The organism is Dyella sp., from assembly GCF_036568765.1.
Taxonomy (GTDB): domain Bacteria; phylum Pseudomonadota; class Gammaproteobacteria; order Xanthomonadales; family Rhodanobacteraceae; genus GSA-30.
In genome coordinates this window covers 1-19342 of the sequence record NZ_DATCRY010000107.1, presented here as the reverse complement: position 1 = coordinate 19342, position 19342 = coordinate 1, and the positions used below count along the sequence as shown (strand labels likewise).

The window sequence follows — 19342 nt, the reverse complement described above, 5'->3', positions numbered from 1 at the left end:
CTCCACCGGCTCCTCCCGACCGAGCCATTTGTAGCCGGTCTTCCGGCTGATGCCATAGCTGCGACACAGGGCACTGATATTGGCGTCAGCCTGTCGGGCCAGCGCCACAAACTCGGAGCGGAGGGACATAAGATTCCTTGTATTCCAGGGCATGAGACACCTCACAGAGACCTCCGTGAGGTGTAACCCATGTCCCCGAACACCTGTTACCTATGTCCCCGGTCCATACACTTCGCCGGGGGAGAGGGCTGGGGTGAGGGGGGCTCTTTACTTCCCTTCCTTCAACGCAATCGCATTGATCCCCGCCGCGCGCAGCCGCTGTTGCGTTGACTCAAGCTCGGTTGCCGAACGGAACGGCCCCAGGCGCACGCGGTTGAAAGCCTGCCCATTGTTGTTCACTGTCGTCACGCTGGCGACAAAACCTTGCAAGGCGAGCTTGGCCTTCAGGCTTTCCGCATCGGCCGCGCTCGGAAACGCAGCAATCTGCAGGAGATAACCGCTGCCGCCGGACGAAGCCGGCTGGGTCGGTGTCTCTGGCGCGGCAGTCACCGTCTGCGTGATAGCCGCTGGCGCGTTCGCAGGCGGTTTCTGTTGCTGAGCCGCTGCCTGTTGCTGCGCTGCCGCTGCTTGCTGCGCCGCCTGCTGCTTCTGCTGTTGCTCCGCCTTGGCCTGCGCACTGATCACCGCGTCGGGAATGCGTACTTCCTTCTCCGACAGCACCGAATAGAAATCGTACTGCGGCTTCTTGGACGCGCTGGCGTCCGCTGCCGGTGGCTGCTCGGCACCCGTATCGCCGCTGCGCGGCGCGGTAGCCTGTGGATTGGGTTGCGGCACGTCGGCGGACTTGCCGCCCATCGGCAGATGCCCGCGCGCAAGGTACATCAAGACCAGACCGATAAAGATGCCGACGATGGCCCAACCCCAGCCCGGCATGCCGCCGCTGTTGTTGCGCACGGCCTGTCGGCCCTTACCCTTGCGTGCTGCCATTTACATCTTCTCCGGGGCACTGAGTCCCAGCAAATCCAAACCGTTACGGATGACCTGTCGCGTGGCGACTGCCAGGGTGATGCGCGCGTTGCGCAGTTCGGCGTCGTCTACGATCCACTTGTGCTCGTGATAGTAGCTGTGCAGGGCGCCAGCGAGCTCGCGCAAGTATTGGGCGATCAGGTGCGGTTCCAGATTGGCGGCAGCGGACTCGACGATTTCCGGATAACGGGAGATCTCGGTGAAGAGGATCTGCTCGTGCTCGCTATCGAGACGGCCCAACTGCTCGATACCGGCCTGGGCATCGACCGCGGGCAGGCCGCGCTCGGCCAGCTCCTCCAATACCCGGCAGACGCGTGCATGGGCGTACTGGATGTAATAGACCGGATTATCGTTGGTCTGCGAACGGGCCAGATCGATATCGAACACCAGCTGGGAGTCGGCCTTGCGCGCGATCAGGAAGTAGCGCGTGGCATCGCGCCCGGCCTCTTCGATCAAGTCGCGCAGGGTGACATAGCTGCCGGCGCGCTTGGAGATCTTTACCTCCTCGCCGCCACGCATCACCGTAACCATCTGGTGCAGCACGTATTCCGGCCAGCCTTTCGGGATGCCGCAATCGAGCGCCTGCAGGCCGGCGCGCACGCGTGCCAGGCTACCGTGATGGTCCGAGCCCAGTTCGGTGATGGCGCGCTCGTACCCGCGCAGCCACTTGCTGCGGTGATAGGCGACATCCGGCACGAAATACGTATAGGTGCCGTCGGACTTGCGCATGACGCGGTCTTTGTCGTCGCCGAAATCGGTCGAGCGCAGCCACAAGGCACCGCCTTCCTCGTAGGTGTGGCCATGGGCGACCAGTTCGCGTACGGTCTCATCCACCTTGCCGTCGCCGTAAAGCGACGATTCCAGGAAATAGGTGTCGAAGCCGACGCCGAAGGCCTTCAGGTCCAGGTCCTGCTCGCGGCGCAGATAGGCGACGGCGAACTGGCGGATCGCATCGAGGTTGTCGACATCGCCTGCGCCAGTGACCAGTTGGCCATCGGCTTCGACCGACTCGCCAGCGAGATAAGCGCGCGCGACGTCGGCAATGTAATCGCCACGGTAGCCATCTTCCGGCCAGCCGGCCTGGTCCGGCGCGATGCCGCGTGCGCGGGCCTGGGTGGAGATGGCCAGGTTGTTGATCTGTACGCCGGCGTCGTTGTAATAGAACTCGCGCTTGACGTTCCAGCCGGTGGCTTCGAGCACGCGGCTCAGGCAGTCGCCGATCGCCGCAGCGCGGCCATGGCCGACGTGCAGGGGACCGGTCGGGTTGGCCGAGACGTATTCGACGCCGACCGTCGTACCTTGGCCGCGCTGGCTGCGCCCATAGGCGTCGCCTTCCTTGAAGACGCGCTCGGCAATCACGGCCGCCATGCCGCTGCCCAGATAGAAATTGATAAAGCCTGGACCGGCGATCTCAACCCGGTCGATACGCAGCGCCTGCATCTGCTCGGCCGGCAGCGCTTCCACCAGGCGTTGTGCCAGGTCGCGCGGTTTGGTGCCCGCCGGCTTGGCCAGCAGCATCGCGGCGTTGGCGGCGAAGTCGCCATGATCGCGATTGCGCGTGCGCTCGATCACGAACGGTGGAATCTCCAGCCTGGTGGGCAGGATGGCATTGGCTTGCAGGGTACGGATGCCCCGCAGCAGCAGGTCGTGCAGCTGTTCTTTCACGGCGAGGGAAAAGGCTTGCGATGGAACGGGCAATCCTAGCAGACCCCGCAGCACCGCTCAGCGACCGTACGCATCCGAACGCCTGGCGTTGGCGGACACGACCGTTGGGGATAGCGCTGTGGATAACTCTGTGGGGAAGATTCGCCGCCAGCCCGACTTTGCTGGGGTGCAAAATGCCGAAACCTGCATGAAATGAAAAAAACAAATAAAAACAAACGGTTATAGCGTCAACCTCAAGTGCCCAGCATGGATCGTACGGAAAGTGCCCATGCCAGGCTCAATGTGCATAACTCTTGCGACCCGATGCATGAACCGGGCCGGTGACATCAGGTGTCACAATAGGCGTCACCTACCTGTCATTCCTCGATGCGACACTTTTCACGTACCCCCGGCACCCTCCCCGCCGGTCCAGGTGCTGAGACACCGTGCCTCTCAATCCTCCCCAAAAAACGGTTCTAACGGCGCGGCTAACCCGCGCCGTTGTTTTTTCCGACGACGGCATCCGCTCTTGACACGTGTGCGTACGCACATATACTGCGGCACATGGATCCGCGCAGCGACATCAACTTGTGCAACTGCTTTGCCTCGCGGCAGGCCGCGCGCTATCTGACGCGGCATTACGAAAGCCATTTGGCCAGTGTGGCGTTGACCAGCACGCAGTTCACGATCCTGGTGCTCTTGAACGAACAGCCCGGTATCGGCATGCGGGACTTGGCCGAAGCCATCGTGATGGATAGGACCAGCCTGGTACGTGCGCTCAAGCCATTGCAGCGCGATGGTCTGGTTCAGACCGGGCCGGGCAGAACGGATGCCCGCCAGAACACCTTGTCGCTGACTCCGGCAGGTCTTGAGCGTCTGAGCCTGGCGTCGCCGTTATGGCAACAGGCACAGCGCGAGTTCGAGCAAGCATTCGGGCCAGAGCGGGCGGAAATGGTGCGCGATCTTCTTTTTCAAATCGGCCGTCACGGCTGACATTTTTTTACGCACTTGTGTGCGTACACACATATGAGGCTATCGCCATGACTCAAGCATCTACCTCCGGCACCGCGGTCATCACCGGTGCCTCGTCCGGCATCGGCGCGATTTACGCCGATCGTCTTGCCCGCCGCGGTTACGACCTGATCCTGGTGGCGCGTAATCAGCAGCGCCTGGAACAATTGGCCCAGCGTCTGCGCGAACAGACGGGCCGCGCGGTCAGCGTGTTGCCCGCCGATCTCACCGCGCCGGCCGACCTGGCAAAGGTCGAGGCCGTGCTGCGTAACGACGCTTCGATCACCATGCTCGTCAATAACGCCGGCTTCGGTGCCGCCACGCCGCTGCTGGAAGCCGACATCGGCAAGATGGATCAGATGATTGCCCTTAACGTCCAGGCGTTGACGCGACTGACGTATGCCGTGGCACCGTCGTTCGTCGCGCGCAAGAATGGCGCGATCATCAACATCGGCTCGATCGTGGCTGTTGCGCCGGAGTTGCTCAACGGCGTGTATGGCGGCAGCAAGGCTTACGTGCAGGCGTTCAGTCAGTCACTCAAGCACGAGCTGGCGGACAAGGGTGTGCGCGTACAGGTCGTGTTGCCTGGCGCTACCGCAACGGAGTTCTGGGATGTTGCTGGCGTGCCGGTGACGGTCTTGCCGGAGCAGATCGTCATGTCGGCGGAAGATATGGTCGATGCGGCGCTGGCCGGATTCGACCAGGGCGAGTTTGCCACCGTTCCGGCGCTGCCGCAGGTGGCCGACTGGCAGAAGTTCGAAGAGGCACGCCTGGCACTCGGTCCGAACCTTTCGCACGCCAAGCCGGCTTCGCGGTACGGCGTGAACTGAACCGCAAGTCCTGCCGATCGTCGCTCCGGCGAACGCCGGAACCCGGCGGCTCCGGGCGCTGCGCAAAAAGCCACGGGGCCTCGGCGTTCGCCGGGGCGACGACTTACGTATCCACATTTCGCAAGTTTCAAAGCTGCGACGCGCTACTGGCGTAGCTCAAAAAGCCAATGCTAGAGTTTTCCTTCGCGTCTGGATCCTGGGCGCATCAGGGGGCCCCATGTTCCAGGGCGGAACCGGCAACGGTAGTAGCGGTAGTGGAGGCGGCGGTGGCGGTGGCAAGAAGCGCCCCAGCGTTTCTGCGCCGACCGGTGGGACAGGCTCCAACAAAAAGGCCAAGGGCCCAGGCGCGAAGACTCCGCATTCGGGTACGAGTGGCGGTGGGTTTTCCAGCTTGCCTGCCACGCCGAGCTCTTTGTCGTCGCCAACGACGCACGCATCGCCGGGCGGCATGGGCAATTCCGCACTATCGCCTGTGCTCAAGGCTTCATCCAGTGGCGGATCGTCAGGTTCGCACGGAAGCGCTTTTTCCAGCCTGCCTCCGTCGACGCCATTATCCGCGCCGTCCAGTACGCACACATCGCCGGGGGCAAGCAGCAGCTTGTCGTCGATGCCTGGCGTCAACATGATGCCGCCGGTCTCGGCCGCGTCGTCCAGTTCGAGTAGTTCAAGCAGTGCGGCATCGTCGATGCCGGCGCCGACGCCTCGCCGTACATCCTTGCGCATCAAGCAATCGGGCGAGAAAGAGCTTGCCAAGTACACGCCCAAGGGCGCATCGAGCGGAAGCACGGGGTCGGCATCATCGACAAATAACGTCACGCCTTATCTCAACATGCCGATGAAGACCGGCCTCGACGGTCGCAAATACACAGCGCCCAAGGTGCGCAGTTCGATCAATAACGCGATCGAATCGACCCAGCAGACATTCAAGGATCTTTCATCGTCGAACATGCCCCCGGTCGGCTTGAACATGCTTCCGAAAGCGCAGGCCAATGGCGGCATGGCCAGGGTGACAACGCGCGGTCCAAGCGACAATTTCACCAGTGGCGAAGATGTCACGGTGACGGTAAATACCGGTCGTCAGCACGGAGTCCGGACGCCGAGCGACACACCGCGGCCACGCAGCCCCAAGCCGGAAGACAGCGGCACGGCGTTGAATCCCGAGCAGCGTAGTGAGAACGCGCACCAGAATCCATTCCAATACACCGGCTTGCCGGGAAATACGGTCAATGTGCCGACGCAGGCGAATCAGGTCGTCGATACGCGTATGGAGCGGCATATGAGCACGCCGAACAGTGTTCTGGTTCGCGTCGATACCTTCACGCATTCGACGCTGTACGCGGCTCGCATGATGCCTACCGGGCAAGTGCAAACGATGCATGCGATGTATCAGCGACGTCAGTCTGCGTCATCGTCATCGTCTTCCTCGACAACGACCGCAACGACAACCTCGACGCCATCCAGCACGACCCCGTCATCCAGTTCCTCTACGGCACCGACATTTCCCACCTTGCCTGCGAGCGGATCGAACAAGGGGCCGGGCAAGGGCGGCAAGACCGGCGGCGGGGGCAGCAGCTAGGCCGGTTAGATCAAACCGCGTTCGGCCATCGAAACCGGTTCGCCGGCGCCAATCACCAGGTGATCGAGCACGCGCACGCCGATGACATCGAGCACTTCGCGCAGCTTCAAGGTGATGCTTTGATCGGAGCGACTGGGCTCGGCGACGCCGGAGGGGTGGTTGTGCGCGAAGATCACTGCGCATGCGTTGTGCTTGATACACGCTCGCACCACTTCGCGCGGATGCACGTTGGCCGCGTCGACGGTGCCGCGAAACAGCTCCTCGAAGGCGATGACGCGGTGGTGGTTATCCAGATAGAGGCAGGCGAAGACCTCGTGCGGCAGGTGGCGTAGCTGTGCAGTCAGGTACCGGCCGCTGTCGCGCGGATTGGTCAGCTTGGGCAGGTTCATGAGCTGCTCGCCCATCGCGCGTCGCGCCAGTTCGAATGCTGCCATCAGCCGTGCGCGCTTGGCCAAGCCGATACCGGAGACCTGTTCGAGCGCGGCGGTATCGCACAGCAGCCGCTGCAGGCCGCCGGCGGCGGCGATCAGCTCGCGCCCCAACGCGATAGCATCTTTGCCGCGCGAGCCGTGGCCTATCACGGTGGCGACCAGTTCGGCGTCGGACAAGGTGGCGGCGCCGCGTTGCAGCAGTCGTTCACGGGGTCGTTCGAGGGCGGGCCAATCGCGAATGCTCATAGGTCGAGCATGCGGGGCGGCCGCCTGGTCCGTCAGTCGGAGATGGATGGGCGAAGGGTAGGCTCGGCGCCCGAGATTTTCGCGGGGTCGAGGTGGCTATCTCCACCGGCCGAACACATCCGGCAGAGCAGGCTGCGAGCGGTTCGCATCTCGAGGGCGCCAGGTTATGCCATTTTCCCGTCGTCTGGCGCTGATCGTCTTTATGGTGGCGTTGCTGATCATTTTTGGCATCGGGTTCTATCGTGCCGTCATGCATCGGGAAGCGCGTCCTCCCACCGCGCCGGCACCTGCCGATTCGGCGCCTGTGCGTAGCTGATCGGTGTGGGTTGTCGACTGCGCGTGACTGAGTAAGCCACGTCTCGCGCTCCTGCGCTGGTTGACAGGGCAGGGAGGGCCGTCGGTTACGTGTTGTAGCGCGCGAACTCCGCCGCGACCCAATCGATAAACACACGCACACGCGGCGACAGCTGACGGTTGTGCGGGTAAAGCACATAGACCGGCGAAGGCGATGGAGAAAAGTCGTGCAGCACTTCCACCAGTTCGCCGCGTCCGAGCGCTTCGCGCAGCCGATAGCGCGGCACCTGGATCAAGCCCAGGCCGAGCTTGGCGATGGCGACCATGGTTTCGGCGGCCACGACGGAGACGGTCGCAGGCAAAGTGACGTGGCGCAGCTGCCCGTCGACCATGAATTCGAGCGGCAGAACATGACCTGTGGCGGACGATGCGAACGCCACCATGCGGTGGCCGGTCAGTTCCTCCGGTGTACGAGGTGTGCCGAAGCGCTCCAGGTACGCGGGACTGGCATAGGTCGCTTCTTCCAGCACCGCAATGCGTCGGCCGACCATGCGGCTATCTGAGGGCGTGCCGACACGCACGACACAGTCGACGCCCTCGCGTACCAGGTCGACGAAACGATCGCCTTCGCCGATGTGCAGCTGGATATCCGGATAGCTGGCCAGGAAGTCCGGCAAACCCGGCAAGACGAAATGCCGTGCCAGCGTGCCGTGCACATCGATACGCAAGGTGCCGCTGGGCTTGGCGCCGGTGAATGCGGCCTCGGCTTCCTCGATATCCGCCAGGATCGCCAGGCAGCGCCGGTAATACGCCTCGCCGTCGAGGGTCGGGCTCACTTGGCGGGTGGTGCGCTGGAGCAGTCGCACCCCCAGCCGCTGCTCCATCTGCTTGACGCCCTCGGTCACGGTGGAGCGTGGCAGGTTCAGGTCCAACGCCGCCTGGGTAAAGCTGCGCCGCTCGACGATCCGGGCGAACAATCGCATGGCCTCGAAGCGGTCCATATTGTTCCCGCCATCCGAATAATGATGTCGGATTAAAGCAGATTATCCCTGTGCGGGAAAAGTCCAAAGTACGCCTCACCCGCCCGAAGCCACGGGCACTTTCTTTCAGAGGAGTACTTCCCATGAGCAAGGCAAACGACCAAGTCGCCATCGTGACTGGCGCTTCCCGCGGCATCGGCGCCGCCATCGCCGAACGCCTGGCCAGCGACGGCTTCATCGTCGTCATCAACTACACAGGCAACGCCGAGCTGGCCGAAGCCCTGGCCCGCAAGATCGAGGCGGCTGGCGGACGTGCTTTGACGGCCAAGGCCGACGTCAGCGACGCAGCGGCGGTCCAGCGCATGTTCGACGCCGCCGAGACTGCCTTCGGTGGCGTGGATGTGCTGATCAACAATGCCGGCGTAATGGAGCTGGCGCCGTTGGCCGAAACCTCGGATGAGATGTTCGACCGGATGATCGAGATCAACCTCAAGGGCAGCTTCAACACCATGCGCGAAGCGGCCAAGCGTTTGCGCAACGGCGGTCGTGTCATCAACTTCTCGACCAGCGTGGTCGGCGTGTATCAGCCCACCTACTCCGCCTATGCCGCGACTAAGGGAGCGATCGAGGCGATGACGCACATCTTGTCGCGTGAAATGCGCGGCCGGCAGATCACCGTCAATGCCGTAGCCCCCGGTCCGACCGCGACCGCCCTGTTCCTGGACGGCAAGACCCCGGAGCAGATCGAGCACCTCTCCAAGCTCAATCCGCTGGAGCGCCTGGGTACGCCGGAAGACATCGCGCGCACGGTTTCTTTCCTCGCCGGTCCGGACGGTGGCTGGGTCAACGGTCAGGTCGTGCGTGTCAACGGCGGCATGGTCTGAGTCTGCCGCTCGAGCGCGGTGCTGCACCGTCGCGTCTCGACTTCCTGTGCGCTTACACATCTTAAGGAGACTGAAGTCATGAACAACATCATCATTGTCACCGGCGCATCCAGCGGCTTCGGCCTGATGACTGCCAAGGCCCTGGCTCATGCGGGCCATACGGTTTACGCCAGCATGCGCGATACGGCTGGCAAGAATGCGCCACGCGCGGCGGACATTGCCGACTATGCCAAGACCAACAGCATCGACCTGCGCACCATCGAATTGGATGTGCAGTCCGATGCTTCTGCCGAAAAGGCGATCGCGGATGCGATCGCTATCCATGGCCGCCTGGATGTAGTCGTGCACAATGCCGGTCATATGTCCTACGGACCCGCTGAAGCCTTCACGCCGGAACAGTTCGCCCAGCTCTACGACATCAATGTGCTCGGTACGCAGCGCGTAAATCGCGCCGCCCTGCCGCAGCTACGCAGGCAAGGCCGGGGCTTGCTGGTGTGGGTTTCCTCAAGCAGTTCGCGCGGCGGTACGCCTCCGTATCTTGCACCGTACTTTGCCGCGAAGGCTGCAATGGACGCGACGGCGGTGAGCTACGCCGGCGAGCTGGCACGCTGGGGCATCGAGACGTCGATCGTCGTCCCCGGTGCCTTCACCAAGGGCACCAACCACTTCGCGCATTCCGGTACACCGGCCGACAAGCAGCGCGCGGAGGAATATGCCAACGGCCCGACGGCGGATTTCTCCGAGGTAGCGTTCAAGGGCTTGGCTTCGCTGGAGCCGGAAGACGCCGATCCTCAGGCGGTGGCCGATGCGATTGTCGATGTGGTGGGCAAGCCGTTCGGCAAGCGCCCGTTCCGCGTGCATATCGACCCTTCCGAAGACGGCGCGGAAATCGTCAACGGTATGGCCGATCGCGTCCGCGCGGAGCTGCTGCGCCGGATTGGCCTGGAAGACATTCTCAAGCCGCACCGGATCGGCGCCTGATTTACCGTTTTCCTCGATGATCGAACCTTGCGGGCCCGAGCGCCCGCGAGGTCGTTCCTGCGACTCCGGTAAGCTATGGCAGTCACGGATAACAGGTCATCCCCATGAGTCTCAGCCAACGTCGCATCCTGCTTGGTGTTACTGGCGGCATCGCCGCCTACAAGGCTTGCGAGCTGGTGCGCCGCTTGCGCGACCTGGATGCCCATGTGCGCGTGGTCATGACCGAAGGGGCCACGCACTTCGTCACGGCCACCACGTTCCAGGCGTTGTCCGGCGAGCCGGTACGCATCAGCTTGTGGGACGAGCAGGGCGAAGCGGCGATGGGACATATCGAGCTGGCCAAATGGGCCGAGCGCATACTGATCGCGCCGGCGTCGGCCGATACGATCGCCCGGCTGGCGCAAGGATCGGCCAACGATCTGCTGAGCACGGTCTGCCTCGCCACCGCCGCGCCCGTATACATCGCGCCGGCGATGAATCAGCAGATGTGGGCGCATCCGGCGGTACAGGCGAACATGGAAACGCTGCGTCGTCGTGGCGTGCGCCAACTCGGTCCGGCGTCCGGCGACCAGGCCTGCGGCGACATCGGTTCCGGGCGGATGCTCGAAGCGTTGGAGTTGCGCGAGGCGATGGTCGCTTCGTTCGTGGAGCAAGGGTTGCAGGGCCTGAAAGTGGTCGTCACCGCGGGGCCGACGTATGAAGACATCGATCCGGTGCGCTTTATCGGCAATCGCAGCTCGGGAAAGATGGGCTTCGCCGTCGCCGAAGCCGCAGCCTATGCCGGCGCCGAGGTGACCTTGATTGCGGGGCCGGTGGGATTGGCAACGCCACCGCTGGTCGCGCGTCGCGTCGATGTGCGCAGCGCCGCGCAGATGCATGACGCGGTGCTCGAGGCGGGTGCGCAGGCCGATATCTATATCGGTGCCGCCGCGGTGGGCGATTATCGCCCGGCGAATGTCTCGGGGCAGAAGCTGAAGAAACAGGATGGCCGTGGACTGACACTGGAACTGAGCGAGAACCCGGACATCCTGGCTGACCTGTCGAGCCGCACGCCGCGCCCTTTCCTGCTTGGCTTTGCCGCCGAGACGCAGGATGTGGCGAAGTACGCGCAAGACAAGCTCAAGCGCAAAGGGCTGGACATGATTGCCGCCAACCAGGTTGGAGGCGGCCAGGGTTTCGAGGCTGACGACAATGCGCTCAGCCTGTTCTGGCCCGATGGCGAAGCGGCTTTGCCGCGTGCGTCCAAGCGCGAGCTGGCGCGACATCTTGTGGCCAAGTTGGCGGAGCGGTATCGCGCGCGTCGCGGTTGAGGAGCCTCTTCGCTCCTCAACCGGGCCTTGTAGGGGCGTCACTGCCCCGTTTCTGCAGCACGTACTGTGGCGTTACGGAGACAGTCGGCACTTTCGCTGCGGTCTTGGGATTCCCCGTTCATCTCGTATCCACATGATCTGACGGGCTTTTTTTCGCCGGGACGGATCTGGCACAACCCCTGCTATGACAAGGGTGCAACCGATGTTGCGCCGGTGCGTATGTGCGCGCGCCGATGGCAAAGCTAAAGCCTTCAGCATCCGGGGAGACTCCATCCATGTTCAAACCATCCGTAGGTTTCTGGCGACAGGTAGTGCTGATCACGGGCCTGGCCCTGGTGCTGCCGAGTGTGGCCGCCGCGAACGAACAGCTCGATAAGCAATCGCAGGATCACAATCAATGGGTCATACCTGCGGGTAACTACGCAGGCCACCGCTATAGCGGGCTGAACCAGATCACGGCGGACAACGTAAAGAATCTTCATGTTGCCTGGACCATGTCGACCGGCTCCTTGCGCGGTCACGAAGGTCAGCCGCTGGTGGTGGGCGACACGATGTTCTTCGAGAGTTCGTTCCCCAACTACGTCTATGCGGTATCGCTGAAGGAGCCGGGCCGCATCTTGTGGAAGTTCGCGCCGCAGCAGGACAAGTTCGCGCCCTCGGTGGCGTGTTGCGACGTGGTCAATCGCGGTGTGGCCTACAGCAATGGCGTCATCTACGCCAATGCGCTGGATGGCTTCCTGTATGCGCTCGACGCCAAGAACGGCAACGTGAAATGGAAAGCGCAGAACGCCGATCCGAAACTGGGCCAGACCCAGACCATGGCGCCACTGGTGGTAAAGAACGTGGTGATCACGGGCGTATCGGGCGCCGAATACGGCGTGCATGGTTATGTCACCGGCAACGATGCCGCGACCGGCAAGCAGCTCTGGCGCGCCTTCAGCACCGGGCCGGACGATCAGCTGATGTTCGATCCGAATAAGACGATCGATGGCGCGACCGGCAAGCCGGTCGGCAAGGATTCCAGTCTCGCGTCGTGGCAGGGCGACCAATGGAAGCTCGGCGGCGGCACCACGTGGGGCTGGTACACCTACGACTCCAAGCTCAATCTGTTCTATTACGGCACCGGCAATCCCGGCACCTGGAACCCGACGCAGCGCCCGGGCGACAACAAGTATTCGATGTCGATCATTGCGCGCAATCCTGAAACCGGCAAGGCGGCCTGGGTGTTCCAGATGACACCGCATGACGGTTGGGACTACGACGGCGTCAACGAAAATATCCTTACCGACAGCTCGGTCGACGGCAAGACAATCCCCACGCTGACGCATTTCGATCGCAACGGCTTTGCATACGTACTCGACCGCCGCAACGGCAAATTGATCTCGGCCAAGAAGTACGACCCGGTAGTGAACTGGGCCGACCACATCGATATGGCCACCGGCAAACCGGTGCTCAATCCGGCCATGATGACCAAGGAAGGCGAGAACGTTAAGGGCATTTGCCCCTCCTCGCAGGGCAGCAAGGATCAGCAACCGGCGGCCTACGATCCGAACACCAAGCTGTTCTATGTGCCGACCAATCACGTCTGCATGGATTACCAGGCCTTCAACGTGAAATACAAAGCCGGTTTCCCGTATGTCGGTGCGCTGGTGAATATGTATCCGGCCGACCATGGCGATGTGGGCGGGCGCTTCATTGCCTTCGACCCGATCAGCGGCCAGACCAAGTGGGAAATCAAGGACCGCTTCCAGGATTGGGGCGGTGCGCTGACGACGGCGGGCGGCCTGGTGTTCTACGGCACGTTGACGGGCGAGTTCCGCGCCGTCGACATCAACAGCGGCAAGGTGCTGTGGAAGTTCAAGGCGCCGTCGGGAATCATCGGCAACCCGATCACCTATACCTATAACGGCAAGCAGTACGTCGCGATCTTGAGCGGCGTCGGCGGGGGGGCGGCCATCGGCCTGGCCGAGAACCTGACCAAGGCGACCGAGGGCCTGGGTGCGGTGGGCGCCACAGCCAGCCTGAGCGATTACACCAACCTGGGCGGCACCTTGCTGGTGTTTGCACTCGATTGATCCAGCGGACGTTCGGCGGCGCGATCGGCGCCGCCGAACGTTTTGACGTCTCTTAACGCAACGGGATATCCAGCCATGAGCAAGTTGCACATTTCCACGATCGCCGCGCTGTTGCTCTCCCTTGCCGCACCTTTCAGCGCCCATGCCGCGGGCGGTACGTTGAAGGTTTGCGCCGATCCGGATTACCTGCCGTATTCCAATCGCGCGGGCCAGGGTTTCGAGAATGCGGTAGCCGAAACGGTTGCCAAAGCGATGGGCCAGAAGCTCGAGTATGTCTGGGCCGATATGCGCGGCCACGGCGGCTTCCCCGAATACCTCTCGCGCAACCTCGATAGCGGCAAGTGCGATGTGGTGATGAACATGCCTTATGGCAACGACGAAGAACTCACCACCGATCCGTACTACGTCTCTTCGTATGTCTTTGTCTTCAAGAAGGACAAGGGCTACACGATCGAGGACATGAACTCGGCCGACCTGCGCAAGCTCAAGCTCGGCTTCGAAGGCGATACGCCGGTGGAGGCGGGCCTGCAGATCCGGGGCTTGGTAACCAAGGCGAAGTCCTTCGACGTCAGCGAATCCTCGGGCCGGTCGCCGCGCAGCATGCTCGAAGCGGTGCAGAACGGCCAGATCGACGTGATGATCACCTGGCAGCCGGCCATCGGCGCGTTCCTGCACGACTATCCGGAGCTGACCACGGTGGCTTTGCCCAACACGCGCGCCACCGGTTCGCCGGAGATGTATTCGTTCCCGATGTCGATGGCAGTGCGCAAAGGCGACGACACCTTGCGCAACAAGCTCAATGCCGTGATCAAGCAACAACAGTCGGCACTGACCGGCGTGTTGCATGAACACGGCGTGCAACTGTTCGGCGAGGGCGCGAGCCCGTCGTCGAGCCAGATGGCCAACCTGTAAGAGGACGCATCATGCAAAAACGCGTACCGGAGTGGATTTCATCGGCTGTGTGGCGGGTCGCTGTGTCGGCATCGCTATGTGCAATCACGATGACGTCATGGGCCGCCACCGCTCCGGATGCGGGGAAGGGGGCCACGGTGGTCAAGGGTAGCGATTGCTTGTCTTGCCATGCTGTCGATCACAAGGTGGTCGGTCCGGCGTTCCAGGACATCGCCAAGAAATATGCCTCGCAGCAGCCGCAGATCGTCGCCACGCTGGTGAAGAAGGTCAAGGAAGGCGGCACCGGTGTCTGGGGCCAGGTGCCGATGACGCCGCATCCGCAGTTGAGCGACGCGGATTTGCATGCGGCGGTCGATTACGTGCTGTCGCAAACCGGCGGCGGTGCGGCGGCCGCGCCCAAGAGCGTCACCGCCGGTGGCGGCACGCACACGTACAAGGCTGCCGACGGACAATCGGTGAAAACCGATTTCCAGGTCTACATCGACGACAAAGCGCCCAAGGTCACCGACGATATCTTCAAGGGTTACGAGAATTACAACTCGTACTGTTTCCGCTGCCATGGCGGCGACGCGGTCGGCGGGGACCTGGCGCCGGACCTGCGCAACTCGCTGAAGATGGGCATGACCTGGGATACTTTCCTGAGCACGGCGATGGCCGGGCGACAGGACAAGGGCATGCCGTCGTGGGCAGGTTTTTTCGAAGAGAAAGACATGCGCGACATCTACGAGTACGTCAAGGCACGCCAGCTCGACCTGATCCAGCCCGGCCGGCCGCCGTCCCGCCAAGATTGATCGTTCAGAGGACACACCATGAAGTCTCGCGCCGCCGTCGCTTTTGAAGCAGGTAAACCCCTTTCCATCGAAGAAGTCGATGTGGCCGGCCCCAAAGCCGGCGAAGTGCTGGTGCGCATCGTCGCCACCGGTGTTTGCCATACCGACGCCTTTACCTTGTCCGGCGCCGATCCGGAAGGCCAGTTCCCGGTCATTCTCGGCCATGAAGGCGGCGGCGTGGTCGAAGAAGTCGGCCCCGGCGTCACCACACTCAAGCCGGGCGACCATGTCATTCCGCTCTACACGCCCGAATGCGGCGAGTGCGAGTACTGCCTGTCGAAGAAGACCAATCTCTGCGTAAAGATCCGCGCGACGCAAGGCAAGGGCGTGATGCCCGATGGCACGTCGCGGTTCTCGCTCAACGGCAAGCCGCTCCTGCACTACATGGGCTGCAGCACGTTCAGCAACTACACCGTACTGCCGGAGATCGCGCTGGCGAAGATCAACAAAGCCGCGCCGCTGGACAAGGTTTGCCTGCTCGGCTGTGGCGTTACTACCGGCATCGGCGCCGTGCTCAACACCGCCAAGGTGGAGCCGGGCGCGTCGGTGGCGGTGTTCGGCCTGGGCGGCATCGGCCTGTCGGTCGTGCAGGGTGCGGTGATGGCCAAGGCCGGGCGCATCGTGGTGATCGACACCAACGCCGACAAGTTCGAGATGGCCAAGCAGTTGGGTGCGACCGATTTCATCAATCCGAAGGATTATCCCGATACGCCCATCCAGCAGGTCATCGTCGAGTTGACCGGCGGCGTCGACTACTCGTTCGAGTGCATCGGCAACGTCGAGGTGATGCGTGCCGCCCTGGAATGCTGCCATCGCGGCTGGGGCGAGTCGATCATCATCGGCGTCGCAGGCGCGGGGCAGGAAATCCGCACGCGTCCCTTCCAGTTGGTCACCGGTCGCGTCTGGCGCGGCACCGCCTTCGGCGGCGTCAAGGGACGCAGCCAGCTGCCGGGCTATGTCGATCGCTACATGTCCGGGGAAATCAAGATCGATCCTTTCGTCACCTATACCTTGGGACTGGACGAGATCAACCACGCCTTCGATCTGATGCATGAGGGCAAGAGCATCCGTTCGGTGATCGTCTTCTGATCGCTATCAACCGCGTACGTCGAGGAGCCATGTCATGACTGTTGCAATCCATCCATCGGTCGACAACGGTGTCAAGCAAGGGGCAGCCAGCTTTGCCGGCGGTACCCTGGTGTGCCATTGCAAGGACCGGCAGGTCAAGGTCAGCGTCGATACGCAGTCGGCGCACAACCATGTCTGCGGCTGCACCAAATGCTGGAAACCCGACGGCTCGCTCTTCGCGATGATCGCGGTGGCGCCACGCGAGAAGGTCAATGTGACCCAGAACGAGGACAAGCTGAAGATCGTCGACGATAAGGCGACGATCCAGCGTCATGCCTGCACCGGTTGCGGCGTGCATATGTACGGCCGCATCGAGAACAAGGCGCATCCGTTCTACGGCCTGGATTTCATCCATACCGAACTATCGCCGGAGAGCGGCTGGTCCGCGCCGGAATTCGCAGCTTTTGTCTCCTCGATCATCGAGTCCGGTGCCGATCCGGGCCATATGGATGCCGTACGCGGCCGACTGCGCGAATTGGGATTGCAGCCGTACGATTGCCTGTCGCCGCCGTTGATGGATTTCATCGCGACCAAACTTGCGCAAGCCTCGGGCGTGCTCAAGAGCTAAGCGCTCCTTCGCGTTGGGGTGGCCCTGCCCGCGGAACGTTGCGAGCAGGGCTGTTTGCGCAGATCGACGGGAGCGAAGCATGAGCGGTGGCGGCAAGCGCGGGTATGCTCGATGGCTGGGGCTGCTGCCGCTTATCGGCGCCATGCCGGTCCATGCCGACGATCCACAATCGGTGGTGACCAATCTCGCGCCGGTGGTCGTCGTGCCAACCCCGCTCCCTGGCATCGGCATCGACGCGTCGATGTTGCCTTATGCGGTACAGACCTTGCGCTACGACCAGGAGCGCGACGTGGCCGGGGCCAACCTGGTCGGCGTGATGAACAACCGCCTGACCGGGATCAACATCAACGACGTGCAGGGTAGTCCGTACCAGGTCGACATAACCTTCCATGGTTTTCGCGCCTCGCCGACGCTCGGTGCGGCACAGGGTGTGTCGGTCTACCTCGACGGCGTGCGTATCAACGAGCCGTTCGGTGACATCGTCAGCTGGGACATGATTCCGGAGTTCGCGTTGGAGTCGGTGACGCTGCTGCCCGGCGCCAATCCGGTGTTCGGGCCCAATACGCTGGGCGGCGCGCTGGTGCTGACCACCAAGTCGGGACTGAGCTCGCCCGGCTTCGATGCGGATATCTCCTACGGCAGCTATGCGCGTCGCCGAGTCGATCTTTCCTACGGTGTGAGCGACAAGCAGGGCTGGCACCTGTTTGTCGCGGGCAGCTATTTCGATGAAGATGGCTGGCGCCGCGATTCGCCGGGCATCCTGCGCAACGGCTTTCTCAAGTTCGGTCGGCACACGGCAGACGACGACTGGGATGTCGATGTGCTGCATGCCAGCAGTCGTTTGGTCGGCAATGGATTGCTGCCTGCGCAGCGCTACGACGGCGATGAAGGTATTTTCGAGTCAGGGCTGTATCAGGCGGACCGCCGCGCGATCTACACCGCGCCGGATGTGACGCATACGCAGGTCACGCAACTGGCGACGCATTTCGTGCATCGCTTCGATATCGACACGCAACTGACCGCATTGCTCTATACACGCCATACGCGCCGTGAAACCGTCAATGGCGACATCAACGACGACTATGAGGATTTTGTCGACGACTGCGGTGCGGGCTATGCAGCCGACGGCAGCCCGGTAAGCGACGACTGCGATGTCTCTCGCGAAGACGCTGCCAATTTGCCGACCGGGGTGCTCAACAGTACCTATACGCGGCAGCAAGGCCAGGGCGGCGGCATCAGTTTCAGCAAGCACGTGGGCGATCATCAATTCGCTTTTGGCGTGACCTTCGATCGCAGCACGGTGCGCTATGCGCAGTACACGCAGGATGCCAACCTGGATGAGGCCAGCCGGGATACCGTCGTCGACCCGGAGGCACCGTTGATGTTCTTCTCCGGTGTCAGCGGCAGCAGCCGTTCCTGGGGCGCCTATGCCACCGATACTTGGGCATTGACCGAGAGCACTCATCTGACCGGATCGCTGCGCTGGAACGATCTGCGTTTGCTCAGCCAATTATCCAATGCGGATGAGGGAACGCAGCCAGTCCAACGCAATGCCTATCGCAAGATCAACCCTTCGCTTGGCCTGACCCACGCGCTGGGACATTGGACGTTATTTGCCAATGCATCGCAGAGCAATCGTGCGCCGTCGGTGATCGAGCTGGGCTGTGCCGACCCGGCGGAACCCTGCCGGCTACCGACCGGGCTGCAGGCCGATCCGCCCTTGCGCCAGGTGGTATCGAGGGATTACCAGTTAGGCGTGCGCTGGAAGCGCGAGGGAATCAGTGCCAGCGCATCGCTGTTCCGCACCAGCAATCGCGACGACATCCTGTTCCTTCGTGCGCCAAACACACAACAGGGCTATTTCGCCAATGTCGGCCGCACGCGTTATCAGGGCGCGGATCTGGACATCGGTGGCCAATACGGCGACTGGAGTTGGCACGTGGGATACAACCTGCTGCTGGCAACCTACGAATCGTATGGCGCGTTGCTCGCGGGCGAGCGCGAGATCGATGCGCGTCCGGGTATGCGTATCGCCGGACTGCCGCGGCACAGCGCCAAGTTGTCAGTCGACTGGAACGCCATCCCGCGCCTGACGCTCGGCGTCGATCTGCTGGCGATGTCGGACAGCGTCAGCAATGGCAACGAGGACGGTCGCATCAGCGATGACACCCCCGGCATGTACGCCGACTGGAGCACGCGCGGCTATGCGCTCGTGAACTTGCGTGCCGCTTTTGCGCTGAACGATACCCTGCAGTTCTATGCGCGGGTGGACAATGTGTTCGATCGTCGCTACACGACTTATGGTGCGATCGCGGAGGACGATTTACCGGATGGGCACCTGATCCGCCCGCAAGTGGCGTCCGGTGAAGCGATGCCCACCTTATTCGTTGCACCGGGCGCGCCGCGGTTGTTTACCATCGGCATGCGCTTGCACTTCTAGGAATCTCCGGGAATCCGATTACTTTGTAGGAGCGGCTTCAGGGAACCTCTAAAAACCGGCTCTTCTGGGAGCGACTTTCGTTGCGACGATCGTGCCTTATCGCAAGTCCTTGTCGCGACTGAAGTCGCTCCCACAACGATAGGATCCGTTTTCGCTGTGTCCAAGTCATTGACAGG

At 62.6% G+C, this 19342-nt stretch carries 18 protein-coding genes and 1 pseudogene; 13 read left to right on the top strand and 6 right to left on the bottom strand.

The genetic code is table 11. The annotated features are described in order from the left end of the window. The 3 genes and pseudogenes from VIM98_RS07775 to argS all read right to left on the bottom strand — a co-directional run. Positions 1–153 (bottom strand): annotated as a pseudogene (locus VIM98_RS07775) (IS481 family transposase); the annotation flags it as partial. A gap of 114 nt (positions 154–267) precedes the next feature. Then, on the bottom strand, positions 268–987 hold the full coding sequence (locus VIM98_RS07770; RefSeq protein ID WP_331992530.1) for an SPOR domain-containing protein: 720 nt from the start codon (positions 985–987) through the stop codon (positions 268–270). Beyond that, the gene (gene argS / locus VIM98_RS07765) at positions 988–2691 is read right to left on the bottom strand and encodes an arginine--tRNA ligase (protein ID WP_331992529.1); all 1704 of its coding nucleotides are present in this window, start codon (positions 2689–2691) and stop codon (positions 988–990) included. Positions 2692–3234: 543 nt separating this feature from the next. Between argS and VIM98_RS07760 the strand changes: the two genes are divergently transcribed. Both VIM98_RS07760 and VIM98_RS07755 read left to right on the top strand, forming a co-directional pair. Beyond that, positions 3235–3663: a MarR family winged helix-turn-helix transcriptional regulator gene (locus VIM98_RS07760; RefSeq protein WP_331992528.1), complete on the top strand. Its 429-nt coding sequence runs from the start codon at positions 3235–3237 to the stop codon at positions 3661–3663. A gap of 47 nt (positions 3664–3710) precedes the next feature. After that, positions 3711–4511, top strand: coding sequence for an SDR family oxidoreductase (locus tag VIM98_RS07755; protein WP_331992527.1), 801 nt, complete (start codon positions 3711–3713; stop codon positions 4509–4511). Positions 4512–4667: 156 nt separating this feature from the next. On the opposite strand, the gene VIM98_RS07750 is transcribed toward VIM98_RS07755, so the two are convergent. Next, a complete protein-coding gene (locus VIM98_RS07750) occupies positions 4668–5234 on the bottom strand; it encodes a hypothetical protein (RefSeq protein WP_331992526.1) in 567 nt (188 codons plus the stop codon). Between VIM98_RS07750 and VIM98_RS07745 the strand changes: the two genes are divergently transcribed. Beyond that, positions 5227–6087 (top strand): hypothetical protein, encoded by an 861-nt coding sequence (locus VIM98_RS07745; protein WP_331992525.1) that lies wholly within the window; start codon positions 5227–5229, stop codon positions 6085–6087. The genes VIM98_RS07750 and VIM98_RS07745 overlap by 8 nt on opposite strands. Positions 6088–6092: 5 nt before the next feature. On the opposite strand, the gene radC is transcribed toward VIM98_RS07745, so the two are convergent. After that, complete coding sequence (radC, locus tag VIM98_RS07740) at positions 6093–6764, bottom strand: RadC family protein (RefSeq protein ID WP_331992524.1); 672 nt, start codon at positions 6762–6764, stop codon at positions 6093–6095. 166 nt (positions 6765–6930) lie between these two features. On the opposite strand from radC, the gene VIM98_RS07735 reads away from it, so the two are divergent. Beyond that, positions 6931–7080, top strand: coding sequence for a hypothetical protein (locus VIM98_RS07735; protein WP_331992523.1), 150 nt, complete (start codon positions 6931–6933; stop codon positions 7078–7080). An 85-nt stretch (positions 7081–7165) separates the two neighbouring features. Here the strand turns inward: VIM98_RS07735 and VIM98_RS07730 are convergent, their stop codons facing one another. Next, positions 7166–8059 carry a LysR family transcriptional regulator gene (locus VIM98_RS07730; protein WP_331992522.1) on the bottom strand — a complete coding sequence of 298 codons (894 nt, stop codon included), beginning with the start codon at positions 8057–8059 and terminating at the stop codon, positions 7166–7168. A 122-nt stretch (positions 8060–8181) separates the two neighbouring features. Here VIM98_RS07730 and VIM98_RS07725 point away from each other — a divergent pair, with 122 nt between their 5' ends. From VIM98_RS07725 to VIM98_RS07685, 9 genes are all read left to right on the top strand, one after another. After that, positions 8182–8922: an SDR family oxidoreductase gene (locus tag VIM98_RS07725; RefSeq protein ID WP_331992521.1), complete on the top strand. Its 741-nt coding sequence runs from the start codon at positions 8182–8184 to the stop codon at positions 8920–8922. 78 nt (positions 8923–9000) lie between these two features. Next, positions 9001–9903 (top strand): SDR family oxidoreductase, encoded by a 903-nt coding sequence (locus VIM98_RS07720; RefSeq protein ID WP_331992520.1) that lies wholly within the window; start codon positions 9001–9003, stop codon positions 9901–9903. A gap of 104 nt (positions 9904–10007) precedes the next feature. Then, the gene (gene coaBC / locus VIM98_RS07715; RefSeq protein WP_331992519.1) at positions 10008–11213 is read left to right on the top strand and encodes a bifunctional phosphopantothenoylcysteine decarboxylase/phosphopantothenate--cysteine ligase CoaBC; all 1206 of its coding nucleotides are present in this window, start codon (positions 10008–10010) and stop codon (positions 11211–11213) included. A gap of 275 nt (positions 11214–11488) precedes the next feature. Continuing rightward, a complete protein-coding gene (locus VIM98_RS07710) occupies positions 11489–13288 on the top strand; it encodes a methanol/ethanol family PQQ-dependent dehydrogenase (protein WP_331992518.1) in 1800 nt (599 codons plus the stop codon). A 75-nt stretch (positions 13289–13363) separates the two neighbouring features. After that, on the top strand, positions 13364–14200 hold the full coding sequence (locus tag VIM98_RS07705) for a transporter substrate-binding domain-containing protein (protein ID WP_331992517.1): 837 nt from the start codon (positions 13364–13366) through the stop codon (positions 14198–14200). A gap of 11 nt (positions 14201–14211) precedes the next feature. Beyond that, positions 14212–14991 (top strand): c-type cytochrome, encoded by a 780-nt coding sequence (locus VIM98_RS07700; protein ID WP_331992516.1) that lies wholly within the window; start codon positions 14212–14214, stop codon positions 14989–14991. 18 nt (positions 14992–15009) lie between these two features. Beyond that, entirely contained in the window at positions 15010–16119 is a 1110-nt protein-coding gene (locus VIM98_RS07695; protein WP_331992515.1) for an S-(hydroxymethyl)glutathione dehydrogenase/class III alcohol dehydrogenase, read from the top strand. Between the two features lie 34 nt (positions 16120–16153). Continuing rightward, positions 16154–16726, top strand: a complete 573-nt coding sequence (gfa, locus tag VIM98_RS07690) for an S-(hydroxymethyl)glutathione synthase (RefSeq protein WP_331992514.1) — start codon at positions 16154–16156, stop codon at positions 16724–16726. Positions 16727–16805: 79 nt separating this feature from the next. Next, positions 16806–19166: a TonB-dependent receptor gene (locus tag VIM98_RS07685; RefSeq protein ID WP_331992513.1), complete on the top strand. Its 2361-nt coding sequence runs from the start codon at positions 16806–16808 to the stop codon at positions 19164–19166. The last annotated feature ends 176 nt before the right edge of the window (positions 19167–19342 follow it).

Bases quoted from the DNA above. Each gene is read 5' to 3' on its own strand.
- VIM98_RS07700 (WP_331992516.1), top strand. From the start codon at position 14,212: ATGCAAAAACGCGTACCGGAGTGGATTTCATCGGCTGTGTGGCGGGTC.
- VIM98_RS07710 (WP_331992518.1), top strand. From the start codon at position 11,489: ATGTTCAAACCATCCGTAGGTTTCTGGCGACAGGTAGTGCTGATCACG.
- radC (WP_331992524.1), bottom strand. From the start codon at position 6,764: ATGAGCATTCGCGATTGGCCCGCCCTCGAACGACCCCGTGAACGACTG.
- VIM98_RS07705 (WP_331992517.1), top strand. From the start codon at position 13,364: ATGAGCAAGTTGCACATTTCCACGATCGCCGCGCTGTTGCTCTCCCTT.
- coaBC (WP_331992519.1), top strand. From the start codon at position 10,008: ATGAGTCTCAGCCAACGTCGCATCCTGCTTGGTGTTACTGGCGGCATC.
- VIM98_RS07755 (WP_331992527.1), top strand. From the start codon at position 3,711: ATGACTCAAGCATCTACCTCCGGCACCGCGGTCATCACCGGTGCCTCG.
- VIM98_RS07685 (WP_331992513.1), top strand. From the start codon at position 16,806: ATGAGCGGTGGCGGCAAGCGCGGGTATGCTCGATGGCTGGGGCTGCTG.
- VIM98_RS07750 (WP_331992526.1), bottom strand. From the start codon at position 5,234: ATGCGCAAGGATGTACGGCGAGGCGTCGGCGCCGGCATCGACGATGCC.
- gfa (WP_331992514.1), top strand. From the start codon at position 16,154: ATGACTGTTGCAATCCATCCATCGGTCGACAACGGTGTCAAGCAAGGG.
- VIM98_RS07730 (WP_331992522.1), bottom strand. From the start codon at position 8,059: ATGGACCGCTTCGAGGCCATGCGATTGTTCGCCCGGATCGTCGAGCGG.
- VIM98_RS07735 (WP_331992523.1), top strand. From the start codon at position 6,931: ATGCCATTTTCCCGTCGTCTGGCGCTGATCGTCTTTATGGTGGCGTTG.
- VIM98_RS07725 (WP_331992521.1), top strand. From the start codon at position 8,182: ATGAGCAAGGCAAACGACCAAGTCGCCATCGTGACTGGCGCTTCCCGC.
- VIM98_RS07720 (WP_331992520.1), top strand. From the start codon at position 9,001: ATGAACAACATCATCATTGTCACCGGCGCATCCAGCGGCTTCGGCCTG.
- VIM98_RS07770 (WP_331992530.1), bottom strand. From the start codon at position 987: ATGGCAGCACGCAAGGGTAAGGGCCGACAGGCCGTGCGCAACAACAGC.
- VIM98_RS07760 (WP_331992528.1), top strand. From the start codon at position 3,235: ATGGATCCGCGCAGCGACATCAACTTGTGCAACTGCTTTGCCTCGCGG.
- VIM98_RS07695 (WP_331992515.1), top strand. From the start codon at position 15,010: ATGAAGTCTCGCGCCGCCGTCGCTTTTGAAGCAGGTAAACCCCTTTCC.